Origin of the sequence: Paraburkholderia atlantica (assembly GCF_000092885.1) — a bacterium.
Lineage (GTDB): Bacteria > Pseudomonadota > Gammaproteobacteria > Burkholderiales > Burkholderiaceae > Paraburkholderia > Paraburkholderia atlantica.
The window spans coordinates 336,218-362,938 of the sequence record NC_014120.1; the positions used below are offsets into that span (position 1 = coordinate 336,218).

Genomic DNA, 26,721 nt, shown 5'->3' on the forward strand with positions numbered 1-26,721 from the left:
CAGAAGGCTCAGTGGCCTCTGCGGCTCGGTGATTCTTTGTGGGTGTTGCAACGTCAGGCGCTGGCGAGTTCGTTCGCCGATGGTTTCGACGCATCGCCAGGCTGAGCGTACTGACACTTGACGATCCCGGCCTCGGTCAACTGCCTGAGATCCTCAGGCGTATATCCGAGACCTGTCAGCAGCGCCTGGGTATCCTGACCCAACGAAGGCGGCGCCGCACGCAGGTGCAGGCGCTCACCGCCAAGCGTCAAAGGCAGCAGCACAGTCCGCGTCGCAATGGCCTGCCCTGCGCCGCTTGCGTCGGGCGGCAAAGTCACCTCGGCGAGTCCGCCGGTAGCGAGCAGGTGCGGATCATCGAACAGGTCCTGCGGTTTCGTGAGCGGCGCATACGGCAGTCCGCAGCGCTCGAAGATTGCGCTGATCTCGGCAGCCGTGAAGGCTTCCATATGCTTTCGAAGCTGCGGCAACAACCATTCGCGGGCCTGCACGCGCTGATTGTTGGAAGCGATGCGCTCGTCAGCCTTGAGTTCTGCAAGCCCGAAAGCGTCGCAAAACAGCCCCCATTGCGTATCCGAGACAACCGCGAGGAAGATCTGCGCGCCGTTTTTGACCGAGAACACGTCATAGACTGCCCACGCTGAAATACGGCTCGGCATCGGTGCCGCGGCCTTACCGGTCACCGCGTACTGCATCATGTGCTGGGCGACGAGAAATACATTGTTCTCGAACAGTGCGCTCTGGACTTCCTGACCACGTCCCGTGCGTTCGCGTTGAGCCAGCGCCGCCATCGCACCGATCGCGCCGAACATTCCACCCATGATGTCGTTGACACTGGTGCCGGCTCGCAACGGTCTGCCGTCAGGTCCGGTCATATAAGCGAGGCCGCCCATCATCTGCACGACCTCATCGAGCGCAGTGCGATGATCGTATGGGCCGGGCAGAAAGCCCTTATGCGACACGTAGACGAGACGCGGGTTGAGCCTGGACAGCGCCGCGTAACCGAGGCCGAGCTTGTCCATCGTGCCGCTCTTGAAGTTTTCGCTGAAGACGTCCGCACCACCAAGAAGCTTGTGAACGATCTCCACGCCGCGCGGATCTTTTACGTCGACCGCGATACTCTTCTTGTTGCGGTTGAACGTGCTGAAGAAGCCCGCACCGGACCCGCGCAAAACTCGTGTGCTATCGCCGGAAATAGGCTCGACCTTGATCACTTCCGCGCCCAGGTCCGCCAGCACCATGCCGCATGTCGGCCCCATCACCATGTGCGTCATCTCGACGACGCGTACACCGCTATACGGCAAATTCCGGTTTGCTTGCACGTCGCTCATTGCGCTACTCCAGTGAGGCAGCCTTTGGGTTGCGGCGCGCTGGGTGCGCGGCCGTCTGCATACGCGAATCCCTTTGGGAGCCCCGCGTCCTGCACGTGCCCGTATAACGCTTCGCCGGGCAGTGCCTCCGCGAGAATGGCGCGCGCGGTAATGAGCCTGTCGATGTCCACACAGGTGTCGTAGCCCATCGCTTCGAGCAGAAACGCTAGATCCTCGGTCACGATGTTGCCGGTCGCGCCTGGCGCATAAGGACAGCCGCCCAGGCCGGCCTGACTCGAATCAATTGTCGTCACACCGACCTCGAGCGCGGCGACGACGTTCGCTAAACCCTGTCCGCGCGTGTTATGGAAATGTGCGCCGCCAGCCTTCGCGCCGAACTCCGATTGCAACCGACGGAACAGCCGGCGAACCTGTGCCGGATTCGCATAGCCGCTCGTATCGGAGAGGCCAATTTCGTCGACGCCGCTCTCGGCCATTGCCTGGCACATGCGCATCGTTTGATCCTCGCTCACGGTGCCCGCGATCGCGCAGCCGAAGGCAACCGAAACGCCGGTTTCGATCTGCACGCCCGGAAACTGTTCGTTGCGAAGCGCGACGATATTGCGGACTTCTTCGATCATCTGCTCATTGGTCTTCCGGATATTGGCCAGCGAATGTTCGTTGGTCACCGACACGGGAAGCGTGACCTTATGCACGCCCGCTTCGAAGGCGCTCTGGCTTCCACGGAAATTTGGTGCGAGAACGGCGACGTGCAGATCCGGGATTGAGAGGGCATGCGCCACGACTTCGCGGATGTCAGCCATCTGCGGCAGCAACTTCGCCGGCACGAACGAACCGACTTCGATTTCGCTGATTCCCGCAGCAGCGAGTGCGGAAAGCCATCGCAGCTTCGCAGCAGTGGGCATGACGCTCTTGATGCTTTGTAGACCGTCGCGCGGCCCGACCTCGCTGATCAGCACCTTCGGGCTTGAATGACTCATCATTGACTCCCGTGTTCTATTGGACAGACCAATGTTTCATTTAACAGAACTATAGGCATGTTCGTAGACCTACAAAAGCGGGGTAAACCCACAGAAATAGAACTTGAGTTCTGCGAGATAGAACGATACGATGCCAATCATGATCAAAACGACAAGACAAGCCGTGACCACTGATGCCCTTTCAACGCCTGAGGCATCCGATACTGCCAACGACAGTTCCAGCGGCGTAGCCGTGCTCGACCGTGCGTTCGCCATCCTCAACGCGTTCGGGCCGACCGACGACCAGTTGACGCTCACCGAACTCTCGCGACGCACAGGGTTGTACAAAAGCACGGCCTTGCGCCTGCTGGGCGCGCTGGAGCATGGAGGCTTTATCCGCAAATTGAGCGACGGGCAGTACGGCGTCGGCCACCAGCCGCTACGGCTAGCCGCGCTCTATCAGCGATCCTTCCAGGTCGGTCCCGTCATCGAGCCGTTGCTTCAACAGTTGAGCCGCGACCTGGGGGAAACAGCGTCGTTCTATGTGCGGCAGGGCGATCATCGACTGGTGCTCTATCGTGTCGAGCCGACGCGGAGCGTGCGTGTGTCAATCCGCGTCGGCGAAGAATTCCCGATCGACAAAGGCGCGTCCGGCAAGGTGCTGCTCGCTTTCACTGAGGCACAGGATCCTCGCTGGAGCGAAGTGCGCGAGGCTCTTTGGGCGGCGTCTTATGGTGAACGCGATCCCGAAACCGCTTCGACGTCCGTCCCCGTGTTCGACTCGACTGGCGAGTTGGTGGGTGCCCTCACGCTATCGGGACCGAGAGAGAGATTTGGTACTCCTTCGACCATCGACGCGGCCGTTGCGGCCTTACTTGACAGTGCAAAACGCGCGACCGTTGCGCTCGGCGGCAAAGGTGGTCGGTACGATGCCAGTATTGCGGAATTTGCAAACAGAAGCTGAAGTGAGCACGCGCTCGTGAGTGGTCGACCGGGCGCATTGAATCGCCGAGCTGCCATGCTAGGCCCGGCGCGATTTCGGGGATGATGGTATCGGTACAGCAACCCGCGCCCACAAGTGCTGGGGCAGATCCTCGGCCGACCGGTCAAGCCCAGTGGCACCCTTTGCTCGAAGGATATGGGACGCAACTTTCGCGCTCGTTTGTCGGCAGGCGGCCGAGTAGCCGTTTGCGGCCTCGGGTTGAAAGGCCGTTAACGCTACGATTCTGTATGCAAGGACTTCCCCCGAAAGTCCAAATCGGGGGAAGTCCTTGCAAATAGAATCGCTACCAAAGCTGACGGGCAGGCAGACAGAGCTAACGTCTGTTCCTGGCCGAGCCTGTGTGGAAACTGTTTTTTTCCGCTGAGGCGAACTGCCGGAGAGGTCGATCGCGGTTTGGTAGGTCGGGCGACTCTGCCATCGTCGTCAACGGCAAGAAGGCCCCGCAGGGCCTCAGTTCCCAGCCATTTTGATCGCCTTCATCGTCCTCGCAACCCCGAGTATATTCATCACTGTCGGGTGTTTGCCCACATGGCAGCGTCGGCAGAAGATCCGACTCTAGTCTTGTACGCGAACACTGCGGCAATTTTTTTCCGGTTCCTATGTCGAGGCGCGATTGAATGAACTGATCGAGCAAATTTCCTCGCACACAGACAGCGAGCCGAACGTTCCGATCGCATTCTGGCGAACACTGAATGACGGAAAAAAGTCTTACGCCACCCGCGATAAATGGAATCTCATTGCATCTGTGAGCGGCGGGCAAGTATGGGATTCAGGTACCGAACCGTTCCAGTCGCTGGACATTTTGACAGCGTTGCGCAATGAATTGATCCATTTCAAGGGCGAAATCGGAGAGGGAACGAAGCCGCGCCTAAAGAAACTTCAGTATTTGAGCGATCGGTTCAAGGGTCCGGGCGATGATGTTCTTCAGGCGATGAAAGTCGGGAGCTGGGCGCACGGCTTGCTGACGAGCGAAGGCCTTGGGCAGTGGGTGAGCGAAGTCATTGCGCCGGTCGCAAGGGATTTCGACGAACTGCTCTCCGGTAAAAAACCCGAAATAATGAAGGCTTCACCCCCGTTCTCTGATCTTCCCGGTCTAGAGGGTTTAGGCGTTTTTCCCCACGACCCATAACGCGATCTTTGCGGGATAGGCGTCGACGGCGTCTTGCGTAGGCGTTTCCTCGGCTGAGTTACGCGAGAGTAGCACTGCCACAATGATCTTCCCGAGCGGTATGTCCTGGAGTTTCGACGCCATGACCTCATGCCAGCGCTCAATACCATTTGACACTTTGCCCAGAAGCTTGAGCTCATCCACTGCATAATGTGCCACGTAGTTCCGGGCCTTGCGGGCAGCGCGAAGCATTGCCGCGTAGTTCTCCGGAAGCTTTGCACGTGTTGCATTAAGCTTGCTTAAGTGGCATTAACAAAATGAGTTCTTCAGTTTTCGCCAGCAGATGATGCAGCAGGCGATCTTCATGAAGGCTTCGTGGATGAATGCAAGACGTTCGAAGCGGATACGCAGTCGTCGGAAGTTATGGAGCCACGAAATGGTGCGCTCGACAACCCAGCGTGTTTTGCCTAGCCCGCTGCCGTGTGGCTCGCCGCGTCGGGCGATTTCGGTCGCGATGCCGGCTGCGTGGAGCGGACGACGGTATTTGTCGTGATCGCAGCCCCGGTCGCCCTGGACAATGCGGGGCTTCGAGAGTGGCCGGCCGCGCTTGCCGGCAATGGGCGCGATGGCGTCGACCAGTGGGTGAAGCTGCGTAACATCGTTGCGGTTGGCGCCCGTGAGGATTATCGCGAGCGGGATGCCTTGCGCTTCGGTGATGAGGTGGTGCCTGGAACCTGGTCGCGCGCGATCCGTGGGATTCGGTCCCGTTTTTGACCTGCGCCCACTGCGCGGATCGATGAGGAATCGACGACGACACGTGACCAGTCAATCTGGTCAGCCGCGCGCAGCTTTGCAAGCAGGACTTCATGCAGTCGGTCCCAGACGCCGGCAGCCTGCGAGTCCCGTAGACGGCGCCAGCAACTCATGCCGCTGCCACAGCCCATCTCGCGCGGCAGCAGGTCCCAGCGAAGGCCCGTCTGCAGGATGAACAGGATGCCCGTGAGCAACGCACGATCATCGAGCGGTTTGCGCCCTGGATAACGGATTCGCCTTGGTTTGGGAGGGGGCAGCAACGGTTCGATGAGTGCCCAAAGTTCGTCGTCGAGTATGGGTTTAGCCATGTCCTTTTCGTCGTCGAAACAATGAAAAGGTTAACAGCATTCATCGAGAGTAAACAGCCCCCTTGTTCATTTTGCTAAGGGTTCTAAGTCGACAAGCTGGCCGCGAACTACTTCCCGTACAGCTTCGAAAAACTGCTCGTCAGACTGGGCGTCTGGCTGTGGCGCTTTTATCTGGAAGACGAATGCGAGCGATCGGCAGTCGCTCTCGAACTCGCTGGCGATATAGAGTGCTCGTCCCAGTGCTCCATAGGCCCAAGCGAAATCACGGTCGGTCGGTGGAATGGACAGAAGAGGCATGGGGACCTTTGTAAGAGCACAAACAGTCTGATTTTCAACGGTCTTGGCGACGCCATCGACTGACCGCTTGTGGCCGAGGGTGTGTGGAAACCGTTCTACGGCTATGCAGGGGAAGTTGCCGGACAGGCCGGCCGTAGTTGGTGGCTTTGCGACAGTCTAAGGTTGTAAGTATCAAGAAGGCCCCGCAGGACCTCAGCTTCCAGCCATTCGTATCGCCCTCATCGTTTTCGCAACGCCGAGTATCTTCATGACTCGCTTCAGGTTGTAAGCCAACACCTGAAGGCTCATCTCGGTGCTCACTCGTGCGAGGGTTCTGGTCTGGAAGTGCGTGGCACCCATCCAATGTTTGAGCGTGCCGAACACATGCTCAACGGTGCTGCGCCGGATCGTCATTGCGTCTGGATTCCGGTCGAGCCGTCGCTGCATGGCTTCCAGTATCTGTTCGTGTTCCCAGCGTCGAATGCGTCGGTAGTCGCTTGGAGAACATCGCTCCTTGAGATGGCAATGCGGACATGCGCTGGGCCAGTACACCTTCAGATTCATGCCATGTTCGACAGTCGTGAACCGATGAATGGCGCGCTCGCCGGCCGGGCAACGATAGACATCGTCTTTAGCGATGTAGATGAAGTCGCGCTTGGTAAAAAGGCCTTTCTTTCGGGATGCAGACGTCAACGGCTTCGGTACATATGCCTTGATACCCGAGAGTTCGCAGGTACGAATATCCGGGCCACTGAAGTAGCCCCGATCGGCTAGCACCCTGAGTCCGGATTTGCCCATCGCGTCTCTTGCTGCGAGCGCGATCTTGCTGAGCTGCCCGTGATCTCCTCCGACATTGGTCACCTCGTGTTCAACGATCAGGTGATGTTTCGTGTCTACGGCAGCCTGTACGTTGTAGCCGACTGTTCCGGTCTTTTTGCCGCTGCTGGTCATCGAACGCGAGTCGGGATCTGTCAGTGACAGCTGTCTGTCCGGTTGCGTCTTCAGTTGCTTCCGGATCTGCTCGAGCTCGCGCATCCGTTGCCGCAGCAAAGCGACCCTCTCATACAGGCGTACGGTCTTCACATCGAAACCGGTCGGACTGACGCGATCCGCGGTCTCAATCGCGTCGAGGTACCGCTGGATACTCTCCTCGATCTGCTGCTGACGCTTGTCGATCTTGCCAGCGGTGTAGTTCCGGTCGCGGCTGTTTACGGCTTTGAACTTGCTGCCGTCGATGGCCACCATGTCGCTGGAAAGAAGCTTCAGGCCGCGGCACAGTTCGACGAAGCGCCGGCACACGTTGCGAATGGCGGCACCATTGTCGCGGCGAAAGTCGGCGATCGTTTTGAAGTCCGGTGCCAGGCGTCCCGTCAGCCACATCATCTCGAGATTTCGCTGGCATTCCCGTTCAAGACGCCTGCTGGAAGGCAAGCGATTCAGATACCCGTAGATGTAGACCTTGAGCATCACTGCAGGATGATAAGACGGCCGACCGGTGAGAGCGGGCGAAGCCCCATCGAAGCCGAGTTCCGCAAGATCGAGTTCGTCGACGAACACGTCTATGATCCTCACCGGATTGTCCTGCCCGATGTAGTCATCGATGCATTCGGGAAGCAGTGCGACCTGCTTGCGGTCATCGCCTTCAACGAATCGCTTCATGAGTCACCCGATCTCAATGCGTTGATTCAGTTTAGGCGATGAGTGCGTTTTCACACACCCTCGGCCGACCAGCGTCCCACGACCGAGCGCGGCGACCGCCTCGTCGGGCGCGCGATGCGAAAAGCATAAAGCGACCCACTTCGGTCGTTGGACGGTCGGTAGGTCAGACGCCCGCTTGAGCTTCTGGGCGGACGTCGCCCAGCTGGTAGTCGGTCGACGTGGTCATTTCGAGCGTCGGCGCGTACGACGCTCGATCGATGACTCGAGCAAAAGATTTGATGGACCGAAGATCAGGTTAAAGGGGTACGCCCAACCGGTCAATAAACGCGCGTCAGTTTCGTTCCGTCATTCAATCACTTGCTCACGGTTGTCACCAGGGCATCCAATGCCCCAGTGTTGATGACCTTGTCTACGAAATTCTCCATTGCATCCTGGATGGCTTTCTTGGCGGCGTCGCCCAACGCATCCGCCCCGATACCGCAGGCTCCGTCTTCGCTGGCATGTCCATGACCGTGAAACGTGGTGGTAATCAGTTCCTTGCCGGTCCTGTCTGCCACACGCGCCTGAATGGCAATCTCCACGTTTGCATCAGCCGTGGGCACAAAGAAGCCTGGTGCGAACCGGATTGTAGGATCGAAGTCTGAGAGATCGAATTTGAAGATTAGCCCATCAGAAGTTGAGGGAATCGCACCGCCGGTGCTAATTGCGTGCGGGTACGCTGCATTTACTGTCTGAGTTATTGAAGACTTCAGTGCATCTCCAATGGCCATCGGATAGCTGTGTGCGCCACACGCGAATCCCGGTTTGACTTGCTTGCTGGCTGTCACTAGGTTGTTGCTGAATACCAGATAGGCCTTTTGCTGGCTAACCTTGGTGCTCATCACTTCAGCCGCGCCTGATTGCGATGATACTTGGACCTCGTGCGCACATCCGGCCAGCACTGAAATCGCTGCCAGGACGGCAATTGACTTAATAGTTGTCATCATAGTTATCCCCGTGTGTCCAGCTTGGTCTTATTTCCATTTTCATTGCGCTTCTGCGAAACCGGGTTGCACCATGGCGCCCCTACCTGCGGCGGGGACCGGGCCAGGTATCGTCCGGTGTGCTGGTCTTGCACCACAGCAAGCTTACCTAGATATTCCACATATTTCCATTCCTTACAGCTGTATCGAGCCACCAAAGAGCAACCGATTCAGCAAGCCATCCTTAAACGGACAAGAGTGCCGCTCCGCCAAGCATCGACCGGCTTTAAGGCGTGGACGCTCAGTGGTCTTTCTGAAACGATAGGTCTTCACGTAGCGCCACCGCGACCGTGAGTGCGCAAGTACGTGTCCGCTCGCAACTGGCGTTGACATTCGCGGTCGCAAGGATCCGAACGGCAGGAGATCTTGACGATACCTATAGAACGAAGACGCCTAAATGACGGGGAAGGCCGACAAGCGCGCGTCGCGCATCGGGCGGGGTTTCGGAGTGATCAGCCGTTCAAGGGACCGCTGCATGGCTGAGGCGAACGGCGGAAACTGGCCGGGTAGAGGTAATGCCGCCTGCGATCTCCTCGCGAAGACCGGCCATCGAGCGTGGGCGGACGTAACCTTGGACATACGAATTGGGTGGCAACTCCTACCGCCGGCTTGCGGCATCCAGTCCGACGTTGCGCTGGCTGCTGACGGTTGGTTCCCCCGATCGCGCGACTTCATCGGCAGGCGCCAGGCTGGTTTGCGCCCGACCCCACGGACCGGTAGCAGCGAGCTACCATACCGTTCGGCCATTTCGCAGCCGCGTCGCGGCCGTTGGCGCGCATTACAAAACTAGTTGCAACGCGACTGTGCAGTGGTTACGAAACTAGTTTGACGTTGAATACGCGCCGGCGCCTTCATGGGCGCGTCAACGAGAGAAATGGTGCTTTGCACAACGGTAGTAACAGATTTGCTTGTGCGAGCGGGCGCTTCGCTCGCACAAGTGATTTTGTTACCAGTTTTCAAGTAAATTTGTTACTACCGCCCCGTGCGGCCCGTCGATCAACGTGGTCGCCCTGTTTAGTCTGTCCCGTGGCTACGCCGTGTCTTTTACCGGGATGGTGTATCAGGACGGGCGGGACCAGAAGAAAAAGGCTGCGCGTGATGCGACCGATGGGGGGCGAACGCGAGGCGGCCCCTTGGACTGGATATTGCGTGCGAGTTAATGGAGGCGAGAGATTATGATCAGACTATTCGGTGTATTGGCTGTAGGGGCTGGTCTCGCCGGCTGCGTCGTCGCGCCGCCGTATGGTTACGCTGATCCCGGGTACGGATATCGCCCCGGCTATTACGCGCCGAACACTAATATTGGTATCGGCGTCGGCGGCGGCAGATTTGGTGGGGGTGTGGGCGTCGGTGTCGGCCGTGGATTCTGAACTCGCCGACAGCCTTCGTCGTGATCGCCGGTGGCCGGTTCCGGTCGCAGCCGGCAGTTGGGGCCAGTGCAGCGGCGCCCCGACAGCGGCATCACGACAAGCGTCTTACGGGATCACGCCCGCCGAGGCTTCCTACACCCCACGGCGCAATGACCCGGTGACGCGATCAGCGGGCATCGATCGCCAGGCCGCGCCCACCCCGGAACCGACTCGATCCGCCAATCTAGATTACCCCGTAGCCATCGTTTCGCCGCGACGCCCGCGGTCGCGTTAGCGAGGCTGCGGCGCTGCGCGACGATCTTCCCGCACGTCGGTGGGTCACGCTCCCCTACCCGAACCCGGCCACGGTGCCGGTGATCAAGCCCACGCCGGTGTCTGAGACTGTCGCAGCTGGTTATCAACTGTTCATCGACCGCGTCAACGCCCGTCGCGGCTTCTGGAGCGAAGCCGGGAAACCGGCCAGTGCGGCCGGCCGATACCGTCACGCGCTGTCAGTTGCGGACCGGACGTGGCGCCACCACGGGTTGGACTAGATGACGGCGCTCGCAATCGGACGGAATCTGTTCATCCACGGGCAGCGCCGGGCGGTAGTAACAAAATTGGTTGAAAAGTAGTAACAGAATTAGTTGCGTGAGCGTTTTTTCCGCCCTCTTCTTCACCTGTCCCGAAATGAAGGCCCGGATAACTCCAATTATGTGGAATTGAGCGATTTTTTTATCCGTAACCCATATTGATGAGCTTCGGCCTTGCTCTGAGCAAATATGTTCTGGGTTCCTGGTATCGCCCGGATAGCCGAATCGCCAGGCAAGCCTCGACCCGTTTTGGCAGGTCGGTGCACAGGCCGAAGGCGACGGTTTTCGCCTGGATACCGGTCGTGGAAATGAAGAGCCGACGGTCATCGCTCATCTCGTGTCTGCGAGAAATCGCCGCACTTCAGCTGCTAACCAGTCGCGCAGCGCACGGACCTTAGGATGATCGCGATTGCCGGCACGATAGACCAGATCATAGCCGCGCTCGACTTTCAGCCGAATGTCAGGAAACGGCGCAACAAGGCGTCCGGCTACGATGTCATCGCCTACCAGCGCACTGCGCCCGAGTGCTACGCCTTCGCCACGGATGGCCGCCTCGATTGCCATGCTTCCATGACTGTATGCAGGCCCTCGGCTCCTGCGACTTCTATCCACGTCTGCATAAGCGAACCACTGTTCCCAATTGGCCAACATCCGGTCTTCGTGCAACAGCGTGCAACGAGTGAGGCCAGCCGGATTCGTCAGCTCGCCGACTTTCTCGCGATAGCTGGGGCTACAAACCGGTGTCACGGTTTCTTCGAGAATTCTTTCGGACTGGACGCGGGGATAGCGACCACCGCCGTAACGCACGGCGGCTGTTGCAGCTCGTAGTTGGCGCTAATCGTGTTCATAGAAGCGCTAATTTGTCCACTAATTCTGCTAGCGCAGGGCGACGAAGGGTGGCTGGGAGGACGAGCAGCGGGAGACCACCGACCTGGCGTTTTAGCGAAGTGCGCTGAGTTCGGCACTACACTTGCCGCGCGGCACAGGCGGGTGCTCTGTCTGCAGCGTCCAGAGCCGCGGTCAGCCCATAAAACAGGCACTAAAGTTTCAATATGGTCCAGCTCTGTTACCGATGCCGTTGTGTGCACAACATATCTCAGCTCACCGATAGCATGGCAAGCCGCGCTGATGACGGGGCGACGTGTTCATTAACAACCTTCTTGGGCGCTAGCGAAAACAACGAGCACGAAAGGCGCATTAGTAGAATTAGCGAACATTCATCGATCTCCTTGTTGCGATAGAGCAACACAGCCGATCCGCCAACATGATCGCTGCAGGCCTTGCCGGACGGGGCTTTCGAGGATTTTGCCGCTAGCAGCATCTGTGAACATCGCTAGCAATAATCGCGAGCGCCAAAAGCAATTGCGCGACATCCTCGATCGCAAGCAGATCAACGTCGTCTCCGAGATGCTCGAGCAGTGGTGTATCAACGTGATGCGCTCCAAGGTCGAACCCATGAAGGAGGTTGCGCGCATGATCCGCAAGCACTTCGACGGCATCGTCGCCTGGACCCAGACGCGTCAGACCAACGGCTTCCTGGAGGCTCTCAACGGCCTGTTTCAGGCCGCCAAGCGACGCGCGCGCGGTTACGCCAACCTCACTACCATGCGGACCGTGCTGTTCCTGATCGCCGGCGAGCTCGACTTCACTTCGATCAACCTGCATGCGGCATAACCCACTCAAATCTCAACAGAGTCACAAAAGAGCCGAACCAACTCCACGAATTCGCGGCGTTTGTAAAGGCACTTGCCGCCGACAAATCGCTGTCGCATGAAGGCCTGTGCGTGATCAGTCGAATTAGGCAAAGTGAAGGATAGGTATGCCGAACGTCCCTGAAGAAGTACAACGTTCGGCGCAACCTATTTTTCGATTATTCGACATTAAGCCCGCCACCATCCCCTCGAGCGATGCCTTTGAACGTCGTCTGCCGCGTACCACCGGTCACGTTGTGGAACGTCACATTGATCCGATACGGTAGTTGCGCGACGTCGTCGTCGTCATAAGTTGCCTCGCTGGTCTCGGCGCGCACATCCAGGCTCGACAGCACATCGAGAGTTCCGTCAACATCAACGGTAAAGTTGGCAATGTACTGTCCGTTGTACTGCCACGACGGTGTCAACGTGAAATTGCAGATATCGCTGTTGAAGAGAAATGACAACTCTTCGTAGTGCTCCGCATAGGAGACGGGACCTTGCCAGTCCTGAAAATCCTGCACGGTACTTCCCTGCGGAATTGCATTGACTCGCGTAGACGATGTCGAAAGTTTGGCGCCATCCTTGAAAATGTCCCAGAAGAATTTTGTCACATCGAGTGCGGTACCCATATCGTGAACTCCTATCGAAATATACATGCGCCATATGTTGCTTCAATGCTCGGCGATTCAGGTTCGGAGCAACGCTTGGATGGTGTGCTCCTGAACGGACTCTAGCTTACCTATGTCATTGCGATTAGGACGATCTTGCTGACCGATGGAATTTTTCGATCACGATGGCGCAAAACTCTCCAAGTTTCTCCGCACGCGCGATTCGTCCAATCGAAACGCAAGATTGTCATAATGGCGCTTGCGCCGAATATCTATTCTCCTCATCAGGCGACGCACGCTCCCGACCGGAAATACTTCGCAGGATCGCGTGCTTCGCTTCGGCCACGCGCGATACCCCTTTCGACGCGAGATTGGCTGACGACACCACGCATCTTTTGGAGCCCACTCATGCCCACTACCGCCTATTCAGAACCTGGTAAGCTTGTCCTCAGTCTCTTCGACGAACTTATCAATCGCATCAAATCATCGCGCCCAATGCGCACGAACGGAAAGCCGCTCACACAGGGCTTCGTCTACTCGCAACTGGTCCTCGGCATGCCCTGCGATCCGCGCGACTATATGAATACATGGTCTCCTAGCGCCGGCGGCACGATCCAAGACGCGAAGAACAATCAACCGGACATCACTACGGCCTCGGCAAACGGCGGTGGCGGAACGGCTGTAGCCGTCGATCCCAAGCTGCAGCAAAGCATAAACGCAACGTGGAAGACATCTCGGCTTGTTGACCAGATGCTAGTCGTGACTGACGACGACTCGTACCAGGAGTATCCAACGGCCCGCCACGTCAGCTTCTCGTATGAAGGCATCATCAACGGCATGCAGGCCAAGCCGATGCCACCGCTCGCACCGGATGTACAGAAGCAGATCGACGATGCGACCAAGGTTCTGTACGAACTCGATCCAGATGACGGAAGCATTGTCGGCAAGACCAAGCTCTACAAGAACTATATGAGAAACGCGGAAGCATATGCTCAGGCGAAGACCGACTTCACTATCGCGCAGAACACTGCGTTGACCGATCCCACGCTCGCGCATTCCTGGCCGCTGCTCTCCGCGAGCTACAAGCAGAAAGTGGACGACGCGTACGACACCTTCAAGACCGAGGGAGCAGACAAGGTCGAACGAGCGCTGGACATTATCGAATCGGTTGGCATCAGTATGCAGGATCACATGATCGCGAAGGCTCGGAAGACCTTCGACCTGTGGAATCTCGCAGGCTTGTCGGGCGTGGCGGACACGACGCCTTACGCCTATATTTCACCCACCGCGTGGGCGGACCCTCTAGCAGACGACGACGGATGGCAAAAGCTCACTGTGACGAGCCAACAGTACAACAGTCACAACGAGTTTCATAGCGCGAACTTCGTCGACAGCCACTTCCACTCCGATTCCTCATCTAACAGCGCAAGCGCGGGTGCGTCGTACTTCGGCTTCGGCGCCTACGCTTCAGGCGGCAATTCGTCTGCTGACGTGAGCGCTACCTACAAAGCGCAAAGCGGCACAAGTTATCAGTTCCACAACGACGCGAAGAATCTCACGATTACAGTGGATTACGCGCTGTGCACAATCAATCGTCCGTACTTCATCGGCGATCTGTTCTACATGAACGACTGGTATCTGGTCGGCAACAAGGCAAAAGCGATCAGCGACGGCACCGTTGAAGGCATGCTAGGCGACAAGACCCCGCACTTGATGCCGATGATTCCCGTGCAATTTCTGGTCATTCGCAACGTCAAGATCAGTGCGAAGGCTGAGGACTGGGGCGGTGACGGCGCGACACTGCACCAGATGTACACGGACAGTCAGTCCAATTCCAGCAGCTGGAATGCTGGCGGCGGCGGAGGCTTCAGCATCGGCTTTCTGACCATCGGCGGCGGCGGTAGTCATTCGGAGACGCATGCCGACGCAAGCTTCAGCAGCCGTGAGAAAGACGACAGCGATAACAACTTCGGCTGGTCGTTCGACGGACAAACCCTCGAGGTTCGCGGGGCGCAGATCGTCGCGTGGCTAAACGAAATCGTGCCAGCATCTGCGCCGCTGGACGCGCCCGCCAATTGAGCGGAAGCGACGAGCCACGACGTGGAAGCGGTGGTCGACTTCCACGTCGGCAACCGATGGGCCGCATGCCGAGCCGGCGCGGTCTTCCCGAACCACTACGATCAAGTGAGAACCCAATGCCAGACCTCAATACGCTGGTGAATCAGGTCTACACCTACTTCGAAGGCCGTTATGGACTGCCCGGAGGAGCAACACCTGTCGCCGGAAATCTTTTTCTCGCGTTCGAGCAGATTGCGACGAACGTGTCGCCGAACGACTTCAAGCTCAACGACACGGACACCACTTTCAACGACGCGCTCGCTGCCCAGCTCGGCTCGCATCTCGCGGACTTCGTCGTTACACTCAGTTCCGACGGAGCGATCATGCCGCGTGGCGATCTGTCGCTGACCGTTCAGGGCGCCTATCAGGAACTCGTCAAATCGTCGCGCTACCTGTCGGCCGATCCCGCGAGCCTCGCGTCTTTCATGGCGCTTCAGGGGGAAACGCAACGCGCTTTCGAAGAGGAGAAATGCACCGTCGATCTGATCGACTTCTGGCCGGTACAGTTCACCCCACAGCATTGGTTCGACGGAGACGATGCGCAGATCTGGAGCATCTATTCGTCCTTGACGTCAAGTCCCACCGCCGCGCCGCCGTCCCCGCCACCAGTCAAGGTGGCGGACTGGAAATGGAGCGTCATCAGCGACGAAGCACGCCCGGCACTGGTTGCCTTGCGGGCTGACGCGCTACGTCCGCTGTCGCGCAGCGCCGTCGATGCGCCACCGGTGACGAACCACGCGCCCCTCCTCGCCACAGCGAGTCCGGCGTTGCTCAAAGAGACCGCACCCAGCAACTTAGCGCTAGCCCGCCCTCTTACGACAACCGGCTTGCAACAGAACACGAACGCGAACGGGGGCCCGCAAATCAAAGTCATTAATCGGGTGATGCGGCCGGTGCTCATAAATCCGTCGTCGCTGGTCGCGACAACGCTGCCACAGGTTTCACCGACATCGGATCAGTTCGAGCTGTCTTTTGACTACTGCCTCGTGTCCCTGTCGCGGCCCTGGATTTCCGGTGGCTTTCTTACGCACGCCGGCTGGTACGTGCCCGGCAGCGCCGCATCATCGTGGAGCGACGGCACCTACAGGCTATCGCCGCAACGCTTCGCCTATCTGCCCGTGAAGATGCTGGTCGTCAGGAAGCTGAAGATTAAGGCGCAGTGGACGCAGGAAGATCGTCTCTGCGTACAGAACGCCGCAAGCTTCGGCCCGTTTTCGCTTCTTGACGCCCAGTTCAATGACGAGACGCTAACGTCGGATGGCATCCAGATTGTCGGCTGGATGTGTCAGGTTATGCCGCCGATGCCGCCATCCGGTGATTCAACTGTAGGAGCACAGCAGTAGCGCAGCATTGCAGTGCTGATTTGGAAACCGAAACATGATCTGTCAGGAGGTGGATTCATGAGCAGCTTCGACGATGCATTCAAGGCTCTGATCGGGAGTGAAGGCGGCTATTCGTTCAATCCGGCAGATCCCGGCGGAGAAACGATGTGGGGAGTCACCGCGTACGTTGCGCGCGCTTCCGGGTATGCCGGGCCCATGCGGGAACTTCCACTGGAGACGGCAAAGCAGATCGCCAGAACGAAGTACTGGGACCCGCTCAATCTCGACGAATTCGACTCGCGTGTCGCTTTTCAGATTTTCGATGCCAACTACAACGGCGGACTGGTCGTGCTCTGGATGCAAAAGGCGTCGGGCGCCGAGCCGGACGGCAAATTCGGTCCAGGCACCGTCGCCGCCGTGAAATCTGCCGATCCGCTCAAATTCATTATGCGTTTCGCAGCGTATCGCGTCCGTTACCTGAAGGGGCTTCACACCTGGCCGAACTTTAGCCGCGGCTGGATGGACCGGATGGCTAAAAATCTCTTAGTGGGAGCAGCATAATGGACTGGTCGAAAGTTGCATCTACTATCAGCGGGACTGCACCGCTACTCGCAGGGCTGATTGGTGGGCCCGTTGGTCTTGGCGTCACGGCCGCATCGACGATCCTGTCACACGTACTCGGAACCGCCAACGATCCCACGTCGGTATCTGCCGCACTCGAGGACCCCGCCGCACTCGATAAGGTGCGGCAGGCGGAGAGCGCAAACGCGATCCAGCTTCAACAACTGGCCGTGACGGCGGCGCAGGCGCAACTCACGCACGAGATAGAGCTCGCCCGCGTGGAAGCGGCGGATCGCGCCGACGCACGGGCCAAAGAAGAAAAAACGGGTGACTGGGTTCCCAAAGCGCTAGCGATGGCCGTCACGGTCGGCTTCTTCGGCATGCTCATCCTGATGGCCGTGCACGGACTGCCCGACAAAAATCGAGACCTGATAAACGTCATTCTTGGGTCGCTCGGTACAGCGTGGGTGAGCATCATCGGATACTACTTCGGCACATCTGCCGGGTCTGCGCGAAAAACCGAACTACTCGCCAAGCCGAACGTCCCGATCCCCTCCACTGGCCTCCTCACGCTTCGAGCGCCGGTCCAAGCGGCCCTCTCCGCGGCTACAGGAGAGGTTCCGATGGCGGCCGCAGCTCAAAGCGAAGGGTTCTTGCCACTCACGCCCGGAGGACAAGGACCTGTATATGGCGGTCCATGACAAGTGACCGAACGTCGCAGACCGGCGTCGCGCTTACACCGCTGACCGCAGCGCGGGCGACGTGTCTCCTTGCTTGCGCGGGCATGCCGAAACGCAATTGCCTCGGGCCGGGCCCAGACATATCCGAACCTTTGTAGGCAACGCCAAACATGTAACTTCGACTGATCGACAGGAGCTGAGTGCGATTGCCATCCGATTCGGCGCCAGCGCATCACTTTTTTAGACGGCCTGTGCAGCTGAGCTGCCGGCGACGAGGAGAATCTCATGAGCGATACACCTAAAACTAAGGAACCGCAGGGTTCGGGTGATCCGTCCACAGATCGGACGTCGTCTACCCAATTGTCGGTAGATGTGGACCGGTGTGAAAGGCTCGTTGCGCACGCGGCCCGAATCGGCGTACCGGTCCGCGACGCAGACATCGATGCCATTCGATCTGCCCGCCGGTCGCTCGAGACGGGTGTCATGAGCGCCCCTATCCGCAGCGCACTTCATGCCGCGATGAACCGCATTGCGTGCGCCGTGCAGTATCCGGATCCGCGCATCGTCGAAGACCTCGATCGGTGTGGCGATCTTGTATCCCACGCAGCGCAGATGGGTAAGCCGCTATCGGAGAGCGACATCGCTTGCCTGTCGGTGGCTCGAGCCGCTCGACAGGAGCTCGCATGGAATGCCATGACCGAGGCAATCTTCTATGCAGGGATGAGCCGCATCGCACGCGCGGTAGCGCCGATAATTGCGGAAACAGCGAGCGCACAAGCACGCAAGGGCGCGCGGCTAGCTATCAAGGCTTACACATGGGCGTCGTTCGGGCTGGCGTTTCTGGTCGTGTCACTGTCGTGTCTGCTTTTCGTCGTTAACCAGATCTCTGCCGACGTGTCGAAAGTCGTCGAACAAAACGACGCTGCCGCACTATCGATGCACAACCTGCTACAGGCTCATCGCGCGAGCATCATCGCCGCGAAGGATGGCGGCGAGGATGCCTTGCTGCAGCTGCAGAACTCGCAGCTGGCACTGCAGATCAAGCAGTTGCTGCAGCAGTTCGCGACTAACAACCGGCAGCTCTATGCGGATGTGAAGCGCACCGAGGCGATTCGACAGTTCTTCTTTATCGGCGAAGCCGACAGCCCGTACAAGCCGAAGTGCATAGCCACCGGGGCATCCGCTGACAAGCGCAGCGGTGGGATAAACGTGAACCTTGGGAGAACTCCGATTGCGGCGTCGAAAGCGGGCAACAAGGCGGATCCGACGACCGCCGACTGGAACTGCGATCCCGATAGTCGTCGGCGCGCACTCGAAGTCGATCTTCCACTGCTCGCGACAGATTCCAGCAAAGAGGCAGGCTCCACAAAGCCAGAGAGAGCATGGCGACCGGAAGATGTGGTCGAACAAGGATTTCAAAAGATCGCGGTGTATCAGGACATACGCGCGATGGCAACGAACGACCGCGACGTAATTCTGGCGTTCGTCGGGGCAATCACGAGCTTTCTTCTGCCGGTCCTCTATGCATGGCTCGGAGCCTGCGCGGCGATTCTCAGGCAGCTCAACGCAGATACGTCAGCCAGCCTGTTTCATCCTGAGCACTCGGTGGTCGCCAACCGCGCACATATCACGACCGCTGTGATCGTCGGCATCTCCATTGGCCTGTTCAGCAAGCTGCTGGACCAAGGAATCGAATTTTCGCCACTGGCGGTGGCGTTCGTCGGGGGTTACGCATCGGACAAATTCTTCGCTTTTGTCGACAGGCTCGTGAGCGCGATCTTCCCGGCACGGGTGCACGTTCGCGGGGAGTCCGCGGCATGCGTCGCACCGAAGCGGCAACAGACGCGCATGGACACGGCCAAGGCACCTCAATGACGAAACGTCAACGAAACCTCCGCACGCGCCCGCGATGGACGACAATCGTCGACAACGCGAGGTCGGTCAATGTACCGTTCAGTCGAGCGGTCGGCGCCCCTCCCATTGAAGTGTATCAACGACGCCGCCGCACATGCGGTACAAACAATCAAACCCCCCAAGGCACAATCGTCCTGCGGAAATCGCCGATCCGCCCTGAAAAACCAACTCTCTACTTTCGGTCCGAAAGCGCGCATTCAGACGCGCTCCGCACAATGGAAAACCAGGGCGGCGTGTGGCCGTGGACTCGGAGTGCGACCGACAAAAGCGGCACCACTGATCCAATTTTTGCCGGACATGTTGAAGGGGTTGTGATGGTCGAGGAGCCCTGACGCTTTAGGGCTGTTGATTCCGATACAGCGGTTGGCGCATGAGGAACACTGCTACCGTCGATAGATGGGCGCTGAGTCTCCGGTCCCCCTCTATCAGGAGATCTTCCTTCCGACATTTGCTCGCGCGCATCAATGGTGTGCGGGAGCGCTCGGAAGTAGACTCTCAGCGCGCGCCCCGTGGCTCATCGCATTCGACTCCGGGCACTCAATGCGCCGCGCAATCGTCGCGCCTATGCGTGTCCGGAATCGCCAGAATCGAGCCAACGCACGCCCAACGGGATGCGATAAGGTCCATGCCGGCCACAGCACTCGTGCTTGGCAGATATTGCGATCGATGCCGTGATACGTGTGTTCGGTGGGTCGCCTGTGATATGAGTCGAAGGTCAGCCAGTTTCGCCAGACGACTCGCGCTAACACTTGCGGGCGCGATCGGTGCGGTAACTCTTGCCCTCCCAGCCGGCTTACGCGTTCTACTCGGAGGCATGCCGGGCGCCCGCCTGGTATGCGGTAGGGCATACAGCGAAGTGTCGCTTGAATGACCGCGTGAAGTACGACAGATCCGTGAAGCCGACGGCATAAGCGACTTCCTTGACGAGAATTTTTTCATTCTCGAGCAGCGTGCGAGCCCGATCCATTCGAAAACACAGCAGATATTGGCCGAAGCTCACGTCGTGCTCTTTCCTGAACACGCGACAAAACTGCGATGGACTCAGCCGACAGGCAGCTGCGACCGTCTCCAAACTAATCCGGCAAGCGAAGTTCGCTTTCAAATGCGAAATTGCCGCCGACGTACGTTTTAGATGACCCGGTGTGTTGCACCGCTGCACATCGCACGATGAACTCGACGCAGACAAGGCGCCGCCGCTACCGATCGCCGTGTCGCGCTCCGTCGTTTTCGAAGCAATCGAGCAAATGGTCTCGCTCAATTCCTCCTGTCCCAGCGGCTTCACGAGTAAGTCCCACACCCTCAGGCGTACCGCCCATTTAGCCACCACCATCGAATTCCGATCCGTGATCACCAGCACAGGCAGCTCCGGATGGTCGTTGCGCACCCGCATCAGCGAGTCGAAAACGCGCGTATCAGGGTCGTCGACCTCGAAGCACACAAACGCAGGTGCGCGAAGACGAATCGCGCTAGACACATGATTCAACTCCCGGACCCTGCACACCTCGTAAGTATCGCGGACCGCGTTTAATATCGACGCGTTAGGATCGTGCATCAGATCCACCCAGAGAAATTCACAAGCATGGCAAGCGACGTCAAGCGTTGGTATGTCCGACATGATGCTAAGTCTCCTGATGTCCCACGAAGTCGGCGGCCTTCGCTGCCGATCCAACCTTGAATGCATCGTCGAAGCAGTGCAAGGCGTGGCCCGAGAACGTTTCAGGGATGGCGATTTTGAAATTCGAATGCGGCGGCATGACCTGTCATGGGCGATGAGGCATCAGCACGATCCTTCAAAGGACACCGGGATATCGGCTGCGTGCTCAATCACCCGAGGCCTCTGGTGCCCGAGGCAGGCACGCCTCCAAGGCTGCACGCGCATGCTCAACGTGCGCGTGCAGCCGAACAACCCCTGGGTAAATGATCCCACCGCTCGCGTGTCAGTTTGACCTACACCGTCGGGCCTAATCCCAACGGTCGATCGAAGAATGCCCTCGCACTGCATAGCCTCTTTCCACGGCGCTTTCACGGGTGCTTAAGACGCCCGGCGTAATTCGCTTGGCCGATGCCAGTTCGGCTGAGAACACTCCTCCGCCCCCGTCGCATCATGAACAGCCCTCCGCGATCTCGGTTGTAGTTCGTCCGGTCGATAGGCGCGCGCTTCACCGAGCCCTATTCTGCAAGCGCCGGAAGACGTCATGAAATTCTTTATTCCGCTTTCTTTCCGGAATCGCGCAGCCGTCGGTGGCGCGACGCTGTATCGCGAGTCGATGTTAGAGAAGGCGTTCGTGTGCCCTCGCGTCCAGGCTACTTCGCCCCAACTTCATGGAGAATGTCATGACCGAGTTGACCTACCCTTACAACGCGGGAATTGGCGACGACACTGCGACGCTGACCGATCTTTGGCAGCATCGCTCCAATCTTTCCAGCGTCGAGATAGGTTATGTCTACTCGTTCGTGCGACGAGCATTGCGCGGGTACTATCCACCCGAATTGCGCGCGCTGGCTGAAGACAAAGAGGAACTCGTCGCACAGTTCATCTTTTCGCGCGTGCTGAGACTGAATGCCGATCGCACCAAACCGCACGGGTCTTTCAACGGCGCACCCTTTAGCGCTTTCGCCGTTTGCGCGTACTTTCAGCGCTACCTGATTGACTGTCTGCGCACTGCAAGCCACCGTCGCAACGTCTCCATCGAAACTGATGGCGTGTCCGCCCACGTCGACGCCCATGCGCATCCGCTCAACGATCCCGTGGAATCGATTCTTGCAGAGTACGGCCTCGACGAACGGCGAACGCGACAGGCCGCGCGGTCGTTCGTCAGTTCACTGGATGAATCGGAGCGGATCATTCTAGCAGCCAGTCTTGGAGGCTCGTGTCGCATCAAAGGAGGGCTAAAAGGTATTGCGGATCAGTATCGGCTGTCGTCATACCACTATCACGCACGAAAGCTCGGCGTCACCTTAAGGAAGTCCGCGAATCCCGACGACTTCGCCATGACAAAAATCGGCAGCTGGATGATGAATACGCTTGGCATCGAGATCATCCACGAAAACCGTCCAGTCATATTGATCGTCCTCAATCTGCTCGCTCTTGATGCGCGCGTATGAATGCAGCGCACTGACGACCTGAAAAACGTGAATCTGGAGGTTGGCATGAAATCCGCTGAAGAACAGTCCCTGCGGTACCAGGTCGACAAATGGCTCGCGCCGACCCTGACACAAGGAGTGCACGTCACGGTCTTCAGCCGGACACGTTCGGACGGCAGGCGTTACGTGTGTGTCGAAGCCAGTGATCGCCTGACTTCACACTCGCTCTTCTTCTTTCGACATGACAACGGTTGGAAAGTATTTCCCGCGCAACCGGACAGGCCGCAGTTGACTGTCGAACGTCATGCAGCATGAAGAAACCCGATCGCGTTTGGCATTGATGGTCAACCCTCCCGGCGAGGTCTGAAGGTAATGCCGAGTTGGCTGACTGCAACCACGGCCTGCGTTCGATTCGCGACACGGAGCGCACGAAGCACCGATGCAATATGCACCTTCGCCGTCCCTTCCGCCAAACCCAGTTCTCGGCAGATCAATTTTGTCGGCTTGCCTTGGACGAGCAGTTCGAGCACTTGCATCTGTCTTTCGGTTAGGGCTTTATCCAGCAAACGCGGGGTATGCTGTGCAGCATCGAGTCTGGCGTAGGCGTTCGTAGCAGATCGCCGGGCGTCGGACGCCGTCAACGCTGCTGGCGGAACGTAGACGCCGTTGGCAAGGACCAGTTGCAATGCGCTCATCATCACGCGACTGGTGGAGGACTTGGGTATGAATCCCATCGCGCCCGCATCCAATGCCTCGATGATGGTCGTCCGATCGTCCCTGGCGGATAAGACGACGACGGGAAGACCAGCGTATTGAATGCGCATCTGACGTAATGCCTCCATGCCCGACATGTCCGGTAGCGATAAATCCAATAGGACTAGATCCAGATCAGTTCTTTGCCGCGCGATTGCGAATGCCTGACTGCAATTTTCGGCTTCGATGACTTCCGTGCCGGGATCGAGTTGTGTCAAGACCAGCCGCAGACCCTCCCGGAACAGCGCGTGGTCGTCGACTAACATAATATTCATCGCCGTTCCTTAGATGATTCCCGTCCGGGGACTCGAAACGCTCGCACCCTTTTCGATTCTCGCCCGGGAAATATCCTTGCCATCCTCAATGGCGACGTTGCCAGAAAGGCGACGCCGGCCAGCGCAACTCGCGGCCGTAGTAGAACGCTCGCGTCTTAAGATATGCCGAGAAGCGCTCCTCGACCCGTGCGGCATAGTCAGAGAGCGCTGCAGGGTTTCCCCCGAACCAGGCCTCTATGGCCGCTGCGGCGTCCACCCCAGACTCCAACGCCTTCAACAAGCCGGATGAGGATAGAGGATCATAGGCACAAGCGGCATCGCCTACCCGCAACCATCGATGGCCCTGCACTGATGTGTGACGGTAGGTGCTGGCCCCGAGAAGACGAAGACTTTCCAGGTCTGAAGGCATTCCGACCCGCTCTCGAGTATGAGGTGCCTCGTGTAATCGAGCGATATAAAACCGCAAGAGATCGCGACGATGAACCTTTAATCCATCGCCATCGGTCATGTAGGTGACTACTCGCCTGTTTTTCGGCACCAAGGCGGAATACCACCATCCCTCGCAAACCGCTTCCAGCAGGGTACGCGAATCCCGCTGTCCGAACGGCGGGATGACGAAGCCGACAAGGCCGACCAGCTTATCGTAGGTGATGCGGCGTTGTGGTCCAGGCATCGGAGAGAAACCACGCCCAGTCGCATCGACGACAAAGCGGGTTCGCAGGCGCAGGGGCCTGTCATGCGCGCGAGCCGCCTCGACCTCGAAGCCGTCGGAGGCCGGTCTGCAATGTTGCACGGTACTGGAAAGGAACACTTGTACCCCGGCGTCCGCGGCCCGTCGCGCCAACATCGCATCGAAGCCGCAGCGATCGAGATGCCAGCCGTGGCCGTACGGATTGAAAATGAAGTCGTTCTGGTAAAGGCGTTCCTCTCCCCACACGGAAGCTATGCCACTGCTAGGCAGATGAGTGTCGTTCTCGAAGCGTTCCAGGGAATCCAATGCGGCGAGAGGGGCGCGGCATTCTGGTGGCAAGGTTTCGCCAACACGTGGGGCGTCATAACACGAGCGTTCCAGCATCGCGACGACCACACCACGGCGCGCCAGCGCGATCGCTGTAGCGCATCCAGCGGGGCCGCCACCCATTACGGTCACGTCCAGCGTTCGCGGTAATACGCGCTCGTGACGCGCAATCCAATCCTCCTTCATGGCTGGCTCGCTTTTGGGCGCTTCTCGTTAGCGCGTATGGTGCGTGGCTCTGAAGGCCGATCAGGAAGGTCTTTGTCATCTTTTTCGCCATCCGCGGACTTCCTACGCGGTCCAAGACTGTTGCCGTCGCCGTCGCCGCCTTCGATTCGCTCCTGCTCGACATAGACAGTGCCGCTGATGATTTCGCCCTCTTCATCCCGACGGATATCTTCGGCCGTCTCCGGAATCCTCCAACCGGCATCTCTCGTCAGTCGCTTCGCCCTAACAAAACCCAAGCGCGTCCACTTGTTCACCATCTCGCCCCTGCCGTTGACACCGAAATGCCACAACTCCATCTGTTCCGACAGGACGTCCGCTGGTCGATCCAGATTCTTATGATTCGGATCTGCATATCGCACGACCAGCACCTTGTCTGGATGTGTGGCCGGCCACCAAGTCGCGTCCCCGTCCATCCGACACTCGTAAAAGTCGGCCTGCCATGGCACCGCCAAGCCTTCTGTAACGCGACCTGCTCCACCATCCATGTGGGAAGCCGGACAATTCGTCTCGGTGGATTCTCCGCACCAAATTTCGGAACAAGGGTCGATTCGGAATCGCGCCTTATACAGGCGCATGTCCTTCATGATGCGCGACACCTCCATTCCCGGGAAAAACGGACCACCTGAACATGCCTGCAAAACAATACGGTCAAGCGCTTCACATTCGAATTCGTGAGGCGGATTGCGATTTTTTGAAAATGTTCCGTTTGCCCAGTTGCGCATATGCCAATACTGACATCGAGTAAGAGCAAGCACTTCCGACTCGCGAGGAGGACTGTTGTCTTCCGTCGCATCAGTTTTCTTCTTGACGTCGTCGTGAAGCCTCGGCATCGCGACTTCACGCGGCGGCGCATCATTCTGGGGATCGCGCAAGTGAGCAAAAAGCATCTGCCGCGTTCTAATTGCCCTTTCCGATACGCTGCCAGGCGCCGGGGCATTGTTGGATGGTTCAGCGAGCGCGGCAAACAGTTTCGAGCTTTCGTCGCTCCACGAACCGTGCTTGTCGGGCACCTCGGAACGCATCACCCCTGCGAAAACCCACCGATACCCTCTTACACGTCTGAGAATGGGTAACACGTCGCTGTAAAAGTTGGTCTCCAGTGGTTCAAGCCCCTTCCTGTCCATCCACGCCTGATGACAGACGTCATACAGAGTTACGAAACTGCTGATACCTGGAGCATAGTCGGGCGGAGCGACCACAACCCAAGACGGCTCTGCGTCAATCTCATGGCCGTCTTTCAGCACGATTTTTGCGGTCACCGGCCCATCCGATGTATCGTCGCACCAGCCATCATTGTCGGCAAAGTTGCCGAGCGGTCGGGAGGGCGACGTCGCAAACGAGTTGCCTTTCCCACCCAAAACCAACAACCGGTCGGAGGAGGGCTCCGCACGGATCTCCCCTAGATACACTGACCGGCCGCCGAACGCCCCAGTATCGAATACCGCCCTGGTCTCGCCGGCCATGCCTATTCCGACGTGCAGAGTGCGAGGGCCGGGATCAATGACGAGGCTGTCGCGTTGGTCGCCTTTGCAATCTGAATTGCGTAGAGGTATGTTGGAAGCCGTTCGGTCCGCATCCGACGACGATTCAAACTGTGCCGCTGCTCCCTTGCGATTTCTCAGCTGCACCGTCCATCGGATTGTCTGCACCTGCTCGCCACAGCGAACTTCTTCCGCATTCTGTAACACGTCTTCACTGTCCCGCGTGCATTTGAAGATCCTGAAACGCGCAGCCTGGCGCTTCAAGTTTCCTGCATCATCGCGATACTTGAAAGTCTCTGGCGGCTCGACACCCGTCTCTGTTTCAAAAGTTGTTCGTGTCACCCACATATCATGGGCTGCGTCCCATCCAGGTTCCGGACCAATAAAGTACGAGTCTGAATTACCCAGACGGGCGATCCCGATTGACGGGTAGATCTCGAAGGTGACCTTCGTACCCGCGTCCGCGTTTTCGTTGATCATCGACGTATCCGCAATGAAAGAGGCAGGAGTTCTTGCGTCGGAACAGCACAGAGCGGAAAGACTTACCGCGCTTTCTGCGCATTCGGGGCC

At 58.4% G+C, this 26,721-nt stretch carries 20 protein-coding genes and 1 pseudogene; 10 read left to right on the plus strand and 11 right to left on the minus strand.

All coding sequences use genetic code 11. The features are described from left to right. Positions 1 to 53 precede the first annotated feature (53 nt). Positions 54 to 1,328: a CaiB/BaiF CoA transferase family protein gene (locus tag BC1002_RS34745; protein ID WP_013094618.1), complete on the minus strand. Its 1,275-nt coding sequence runs from the start codon at positions 1,326 to 1,328 to the stop codon at positions 54 to 56. After that, positions 1,325 to 2,308 carry a hydroxymethylglutaryl-CoA lyase gene (locus BC1002_RS34750; RefSeq protein WP_013094619.1) on the minus strand — a complete coding sequence of 328 codons (984 nt, stop codon included), beginning with the start codon at positions 2,306 to 2,308 and terminating at the stop codon, positions 1,325 to 1,327. The genes BC1002_RS34745 and BC1002_RS34750 overlap by 4 nt, the downstream gene beginning before the upstream one ends. 139 nt (positions 2,309 to 2,447) lie before the next feature. Here BC1002_RS34750 and BC1002_RS34755 point away from each other — a divergent pair, with 139 nt between their 5' ends. Together BC1002_RS34755 and BC1002_RS34760 are read left to right on the plus strand one after the other, a co-directional pair. Continuing rightward, positions 2,448 to 3,251: an IclR family transcriptional regulator gene (locus BC1002_RS34755; RefSeq protein ID WP_013094620.1), complete on the plus strand. Its 804-nt coding sequence runs from the start codon at positions 2,448 to 2,450 to the stop codon at positions 3,249 to 3,251. 652 nt (positions 3,252 to 3,903) lie between these two features. Next, on the plus strand, positions 3,904 to 4,419 hold the full coding sequence (locus BC1002_RS34760) for a hypothetical protein (protein ID WP_013094621.1): 516 nt from the start codon (positions 3,904 to 3,906) through the stop codon (positions 4,417 to 4,419). A gap of 288 nt (positions 4,420 to 4,707) precedes the next feature. Here BC1002_RS34760 and BC1002_RS37340 read toward each other — a convergent pair. From BC1002_RS37340 to BC1002_RS37350, 4 genes are all read right to left on the minus strand, one after another. Further along, positions 4,708 to 5,519, minus strand: a protein-coding gene (locus tag BC1002_RS37340) for an IS5 family transposase (protein WP_085954319.1) whose coding sequence is annotated in 2 segments (ribosomal slippage) — positions 4,708 to 5,171 and positions 5,171 to 5,519 — 813 coding nt in all. Because the reading frame shifts where the segments join, the coding sequence is not laid out codon by codon here. Between the two features lie 489 nt (positions 5,520 to 6,008). Further along, the gene (locus BC1002_RS34775) at positions 6,009 to 7,454 is read right to left on the minus strand and encodes an IS1182-like element ISBusp4 family transposase (protein ID WP_013094623.1); all 1,446 of its coding nucleotides are present in this window, start codon (positions 7,452 to 7,454) and stop codon (positions 6,009 to 6,011) included. 353 nt (positions 7,455 to 7,807) lie between these two features. Continuing rightward, positions 7,808 to 8,440, minus strand: coding sequence for a hypothetical protein (locus BC1002_RS34780; protein ID WP_238538102.1), 633 nt, complete (start codon positions 8,438 to 8,440; stop codon positions 7,808 to 7,810). Between the two features lie 2,308 nt (positions 8,441 to 10,748). Next, complete coding sequence (locus BC1002_RS37350; protein WP_238538103.1) at positions 10,749 to 11,225, minus strand: LysR substrate-binding domain-containing protein; 477 nt, start codon at positions 11,223 to 11,225, stop codon at positions 10,749 to 10,751. A gap of 546 nt (positions 11,226 to 11,771) precedes the next feature. On the opposite strand from BC1002_RS37350, the pseudogene BC1002_RS34795 reads away from it, so the two are divergent. Beyond that, a pseudogene (locus BC1002_RS34795) lies at positions 11,772 to 12,092 on the plus strand (transposase); the annotation flags it as partial. Between the two features lie 196 nt (positions 12,093 to 12,288). Here BC1002_RS34795 and BC1002_RS34800 read toward each other — a convergent pair. After that, positions 12,289 to 12,741, minus strand: a complete 453-nt coding sequence (locus BC1002_RS34800) for a hypothetical protein (protein WP_013094627.1) — start codon at positions 12,739 to 12,741, stop codon at positions 12,289 to 12,291. 387 nt (positions 12,742 to 13,128) lie between these two features. On the opposite strand from BC1002_RS34800, the gene BC1002_RS34805 reads away from it, so the two are divergent. The 5 genes from BC1002_RS34805 (at position 13,129) to BC1002_RS34825 (ending at position 19,276) form a co-directional block, all read left to right on the plus strand. Continuing rightward, positions 13,129 to 14,799, plus strand: a complete 1,671-nt coding sequence (locus BC1002_RS34805; protein ID WP_013094628.1) for a hypothetical protein — start codon at positions 13,129 to 13,131, stop codon at positions 14,797 to 14,799. Between the two features lie 116 nt (positions 14,800 to 14,915). Then, positions 14,916 to 16,181 carry a hypothetical protein gene (locus BC1002_RS34810; RefSeq protein ID WP_013094629.1) on the plus strand — a complete coding sequence of 422 codons (1,266 nt, stop codon included), beginning with the start codon at positions 14,916 to 14,918 and terminating at the stop codon, positions 16,179 to 16,181. Positions 16,182 to 16,238: 57 nt separating this feature from the next. Continuing rightward, positions 16,239 to 16,721, plus strand: a complete 483-nt coding sequence (locus BC1002_RS34815) for a glycoside hydrolase family 108 protein (RefSeq protein ID WP_013094630.1) — start codon at positions 16,239 to 16,241, stop codon at positions 16,719 to 16,721. After that, positions 16,721 to 17,422 carry a hypothetical protein gene (locus BC1002_RS34820; protein WP_013094631.1) on the plus strand — a complete coding sequence of 234 codons (702 nt, stop codon included), beginning with the start codon at positions 16,721 to 16,723 and terminating at the stop codon, positions 17,420 to 17,422. The genes BC1002_RS34815 and BC1002_RS34820 overlap by 1 nt, the downstream gene beginning before the upstream one ends. A 264-nt stretch (positions 17,423 to 17,686) precedes the next feature. Beyond that, positions 17,687 to 19,276: a hypothetical protein gene (locus BC1002_RS34825; RefSeq protein WP_013094632.1), complete on the plus strand. Its 1,590-nt coding sequence runs from the start codon at positions 17,687 to 17,689 to the stop codon at positions 19,274 to 19,276. A gap of 841 nt (positions 19,277 to 20,117) precedes the next feature. Here BC1002_RS34825 and BC1002_RS34830 read toward each other — a convergent pair. After that, positions 20,118 to 20,930, minus strand: coding sequence for a helix-turn-helix transcriptional regulator (locus BC1002_RS34830; RefSeq protein ID WP_013094634.1), 813 nt, complete (start codon positions 20,928 to 20,930; stop codon positions 20,118 to 20,120). A 719-nt stretch (positions 20,931 to 21,649) separates the two neighbouring features. Between BC1002_RS34830 and BC1002_RS34835 the strand changes: the two genes are divergently transcribed. Then, entirely contained in the window at positions 21,650 to 22,420 is a 771-nt protein-coding gene (locus tag BC1002_RS34835) for a hypothetical protein (RefSeq protein ID WP_013094635.1), read from the plus strand. A gap of 45 nt (positions 22,421 to 22,465) precedes the next feature. Next, positions 22,466 to 22,714, plus strand: coding sequence for a hypothetical protein (locus tag BC1002_RS34840; RefSeq protein WP_013094636.1), 249 nt, complete (start codon positions 22,466 to 22,468; stop codon positions 22,712 to 22,714). Between the two features lie 29 nt (positions 22,715 to 22,743). Here the strand turns inward: BC1002_RS34840 and BC1002_RS34845 are convergent, their stop codons facing one another. From BC1002_RS34845 to BC1002_RS34855, 3 genes are all read right to left on the minus strand, one after another. After that, positions 22,744 to 23,427 (minus strand): response regulator, encoded by a 684-nt coding sequence (locus tag BC1002_RS34845; RefSeq protein ID WP_013094637.1) that lies wholly within the window; start codon positions 23,425 to 23,427, stop codon positions 22,744 to 22,746. An 85-nt stretch (positions 23,428 to 23,512) separates the two neighbouring features. After that, positions 23,513 to 24,631 carry a lycopene cyclase family protein gene (locus BC1002_RS37360; protein WP_013094638.1) on the minus strand — a complete coding sequence of 373 codons (1,119 nt, stop codon included), beginning with the start codon at positions 24,629 to 24,631 and terminating at the stop codon, positions 23,513 to 23,515. Continuing rightward, a complete protein-coding gene (locus BC1002_RS34855; RefSeq protein WP_013094639.1) occupies positions 24,628 to 26,631 on the minus strand; it encodes a LodA/GoxA family CTQ-dependent oxidase in 2,004 nt (667 codons plus the stop codon). Before BC1002_RS34855 ends, BC1002_RS37360 begins: the two co-directional genes overlap by 4 nt. Positions 26,632 to 26,721 lie beyond the last annotated feature (90 nt).